At 71.8% G+C, this 3,658-nt stretch carries 3 protein-coding genes; 2 read left to right on the top strand and 1 reads right to left on the bottom strand.

The features are described 5' to 3' along the window. Positions 1-122 precede the first annotated feature (122 nt). Positions 123-1,094, bottom strand: coding sequence for a DUF4349 domain-containing protein (locus ACFWFI_RS41670; protein ID WP_387401011.1), 972 nt, complete (start codon positions 1,092-1,094; stop codon positions 123-125). Positions 1,095-1,220: 126 nt separating this feature from the next. On the opposite strand from ACFWFI_RS41670, the gene hemG reads away from it, so the two are divergent. Together hemG and hemQ are read left to right on the top strand one after the other, a co-directional pair. Continuing rightward, positions 1,221-2,708 (top strand): protoporphyrinogen oxidase, encoded by a 1,488-nt coding sequence (gene hemG / locus ACFWFI_RS41665; protein WP_387401009.1) that lies wholly within the window; start codon positions 1,221-1,223, stop codon positions 2,706-2,708. 4 nt (positions 2,709-2,712) lie between these two features. Next, entirely contained in the window at positions 2,713-3,426 is a 714-nt protein-coding gene (hemQ, locus tag ACFWFI_RS41660) for a hydrogen peroxide-dependent heme synthase (protein WP_387401007.1), read from the top strand. The last annotated feature ends 232 nt before the right edge of the window (positions 3,427-3,658 follow it).

The following is a 3,658-nucleotide window of genomic DNA, read 5'->3' as shown; positions in this document are numbered from 1 at the left end:
GTCCTCGACGGCGTGCGGCCTTGTCCCTCGAAGCCATGTGTTCCGGCCGGATCGCTGGAAGGCGTCGCCATGCCGGGTCCCTTCGCCGCCGAATGCAGGGTCAGGGGCCCACGCTACGGCGCCTACGGGGCCGGTGGGGCCTCAGAGGTCTCCGTGGCCTGCCGGGGTGCCGTAGGGCGCCGTGACCGGCGGCGGCGCAGCAGCCGCCACAGGAGCACCAGAACGGCCGCGGCGGCCAGGAACGGAGCCGTGGCGCCGATCGCCACCATGATCCACCGCAACATCGTCACGAACGCGTCCCAGCCGCCTCCCAGCGCGTCCAGGAAGCCTGTGTCCTCCTCCTCGGGATCCTTGGCGTTCTCGTCCTGTTCGCTGAGTTCGAGCGTGATGGTCGCGAGCGTGGTGCGGTCCTTCAGCGAGGCCTGCTGGGCGAGAAGCGACTCCAAGGCGGCCTGCCGGCTGCTCAGTTCACCCTCCAGCGTCACCACGTCGGTGAGCTTCTCGGCCTTGTCCATCAGGTCGCGGACCCGCGCGACGCTCGCCCGCTGGGTGGCGATCCGGCTCTCGACGTCCACGACCTGACCGGTGACGTCCTTGGCGTTCGACGTACGTGACACCAGCTTCCCGGCCCCGGCGAGGCTGCGCAGCACCTCGTCGTAGCGGTCCTGGGGCACGCGCAGGACGAGATGGGACATGTCGTGGGTGTCGTCGACCCGTTCCGTGTTCTCCTCGGCGACGAGCCCGCCCGCGTCCTCCGCGACGCCGCGGGCCGCGGAGACCGCCTTCGGCACGCTCCTCACCTCGACGTAGAGCGTGGCCGTCCGGATGACGTGGACCGCGACCGTCGAGCCCGGATCCGGCGCCGACGAGGCCTTGTCGGCCGACTTCGCGGCGGAATCCGCACCGGCACCGGCCGCCTGGGGCGCCGCCGCCTTCTCGTCGGACGCGGAGTTCAGCCCCTGTCCGCCGCTGTCGGATGCGCCGCACGCACCGGTGGCCAGGAGGACCGCGAGCAGTCCGGCGGCAGCCAGCGCGCGAGGGCGGCGGCCCGGCCGGGTGGGTGGGTGACTGTCCGTGTGTCGTTCGTATGGCATGAGCGTCCCCCCAGGGCAGTTGTCGATGGTGCAGGTTCGACGTGCGGGACCCGTGCGCGGGTTGCCCGTCAGCGGTTTCGAAGTGGTCACGTTCGGGACTCGGGGAGGGTTTGAGAGAGTGGACCCATGCAGCGTCCTCTTCAGCGCGACACCACACGCACGGGCCATGCCGTCGTCATCGGCGGTGGCATCGCCGGACTCGCCGCCGCCCACCGGCTGTTGGCCTCCGGCATCCGGGTCACCGTCCTGGAGGCGACCCAGCGGCTCGGCGGCAAGCTGATGACCGGCGAGATCGCGGGCACCCAGGTCGACCTCGGGGCCGAGTCGATGCTCGCGCGCCGGCCCGAAGCGGTCGAGCTCGCCACCGCGGCCGGGCTCGGCGACCGGCTCCAGCCGCCCGCCACCGCCACCGCGTCGGTCTGGACCCGTGACGCCCTGCGCCCGATGCCCAAGGGCCACGTGATGGGTGTGCCGGGCGACCCGGCGGCGCTCAGCGGCGTGCTCTCGCCCGAGGGCCTGGCCAGGATCGCCGAGGAGCGCGACCTCACCCCGACCGCCGTCGGCGACGACGTGGCGGTCGGCTCGTACGTCGCCGACCGGCTCGGCCGTGAGGTGGTCGACCGGCTCGTGGAGCCGCTGCTCGGCGGGGTGTACGCGGGAGACGCCTACCGGATCTCGATGCGCGCGGCCGTGCCCCAGCTCTTCGAGGCCGTGAAGGAGGGCGGTCCGCTCCTCGACGGCGTACTCCGGATCCAGGAGAGGGCCGCCGCCCGGCAGCGGACCGGACCGGTCTTCCAGGGCATCGAGGGGGGCATCGGCACCCTGCCGGGCGCCGTGGCCGACGCCGTGCGGGCGGGGGGCGCCGAGATCCTCACGGAGACCCCCGTGCTCGGTCTGACCCGGACCGGCGCGGGCTGGGACGTGCGCACGGACAGCCGGGTGATCGCCGCCGACGCCATCGTCCTGGCCACCCCGGCCTGGTCCGCGTCCACCCTGCTCGCCGCCGAGTGCCCGGCCGCCTCCGTCGAGCTCGCCGCCGTCGAGTACGCCTCGATGGCCCTGGTCACCATGGCCTTCCGGCGTTCCGACATCGCGGGCACCGAGGCGCTGAAGGGACGTTCGGGGTTCCTCGTGCCGCCGGTCGACGGGCGCACGATCAAGGCCGCCACCTTCTCCAGCAACAAGTGGCAGTGGGTCGCCGACGCGGCCCCCGACCTCTTCGTGCTGCGTACATCCGTGGGCCGCTACGGCGAGGAGGAGCACCTGCACCGCGAGGACTCCGAGCTGGTCGCCGCGTCCCTGGGCGATCTCGCCTCCGCGGCCGGACTGACGGCCCGGCCCGTGGACACCGAGGTCACCCGGTGGATCGGCGGGCTGCCCCAGTACCCGGTGGGCCATCTCACCCGCGTCGCCCGGATCCGCGACGAGGTCGCCAAGCTGCCCGGCCTGCGGGTGTGCGGAGCGGTGTACGACGGCGTCGGGATCCCGGCCTGCGTCGCGAGTGCGCACCGTGCCGCGGACGAGATCGTCCAGGATCTGGCGGCACCGACCGCGGGGGAGATCGACAACACGCCGACCCGGGTTCGGGGCACCGGTGGCGAGGCGGGACAATAGCCGTATGAGTGCGCCAGAAAAGCTTCCGAACGCAGGCAAGAAGGCCAAGGACCTCAACGAGGTCATCCGCTACACCCTGTGGTCCGTCTTCAGGCTGAAGGACGTCCTTCCGCTCGACCGCGTCGGTTACGCCGACGAGGTCCAGGAGCTGTTCGACCAGCTCGCGGCCAAGGACATCACGGTCCGGGGCACCTACGACGTGTCCGGTCTCCGGGCCGACGCCGATCTGATGATCTGGTGGCACGCGGAGACCTCCGACGAGCTCCAGGAGGCCTACAACCTCTTCCGGCGTACGAAGCTGGGCCGCGCGCTCGAGCCGGTCTGGTCGAACATGGCGCTGCACCGCCCCGCCGAGTTCAACAAGTCGCACGTGCCGGCCTTCCTGGCCGACGAGACCCCGCGCGACTACATCAGCGTGTACCCCTTCGTGCGCAGCTACGACTGGTACCTGCTGCCCGACGAGGACCGCCGCCGCATGCTCTCGGACCACGGCAAGATGGCCCGTGGCTACCCCGACGTGCGCGCGAACACCGTCGCCTCCTTCTCGCTGGGCGACTACGAGTGGGTCCTCGCCTTCGAGGCCGACGAGCTGTACCGCATCGTCGACCTCATGCGTCACCTGCGGGCCTCCGAGGCACGGCTGCACGTCCGTGAAGAGGTCCCGTTCTACACGGGCCGCAGGAAGTCCCTCGCAGACTTGGTGGCCGGACTCGCATAGCCAGCGTTTCCGGTCATCCCGACCCGGAAGATCAGTGGGCGGGCAACGGCGCGTGTGACGCCGCCCGTCGTTCCAGCGACACCGGGTCCGGTACCGGGTACACATCGGCCGACGGCCGGCGAACCGTCGTGGCCCGCGGGGGAGTCAGCCATTCCTCTCCGCGGACCGCCGCTCCTCGCCGAGTCCGGCCGATGTGTCCCGGGCCGCACAACTCGATATGACACCACCAGGG

It is taken from the genome of Streptomyces sp. NPDC060209, from assembly GCF_042728155.1.
In the GTDB taxonomy this organism is placed as follows: Bacteria; Actinomycetota; Actinomycetes; order Streptomycetales; family Streptomycetaceae; genus Streptomyces.
The sequence above is the reverse complement of the archived record's forward strand: the minus strand, read 5'-3'. Positions and strand labels throughout refer to the sequence as shown.

Excerpts from the sequence above, each read along its gene's own strand:
- hemG (WP_387401009.1), top strand. The coding sequence starts at position 1,221 with ATGCAGCGTCCTCTTCAGCGCGACACCACACGCACGGGCCATGCCGTC.
- ACFWFI_RS41670 (WP_387401011.1), bottom strand. The coding sequence starts at position 1,094 with ATGCCATACGAACGACACACGGACAGTCACCCACCCACCCGGCCGGGC.
- hemQ (WP_387401007.1), top strand. The coding sequence starts at position 2,713 with ATGAGTGCGCCAGAAAAGCTTCCGAACGCAGGCAAGAAGGCCAAGGAC.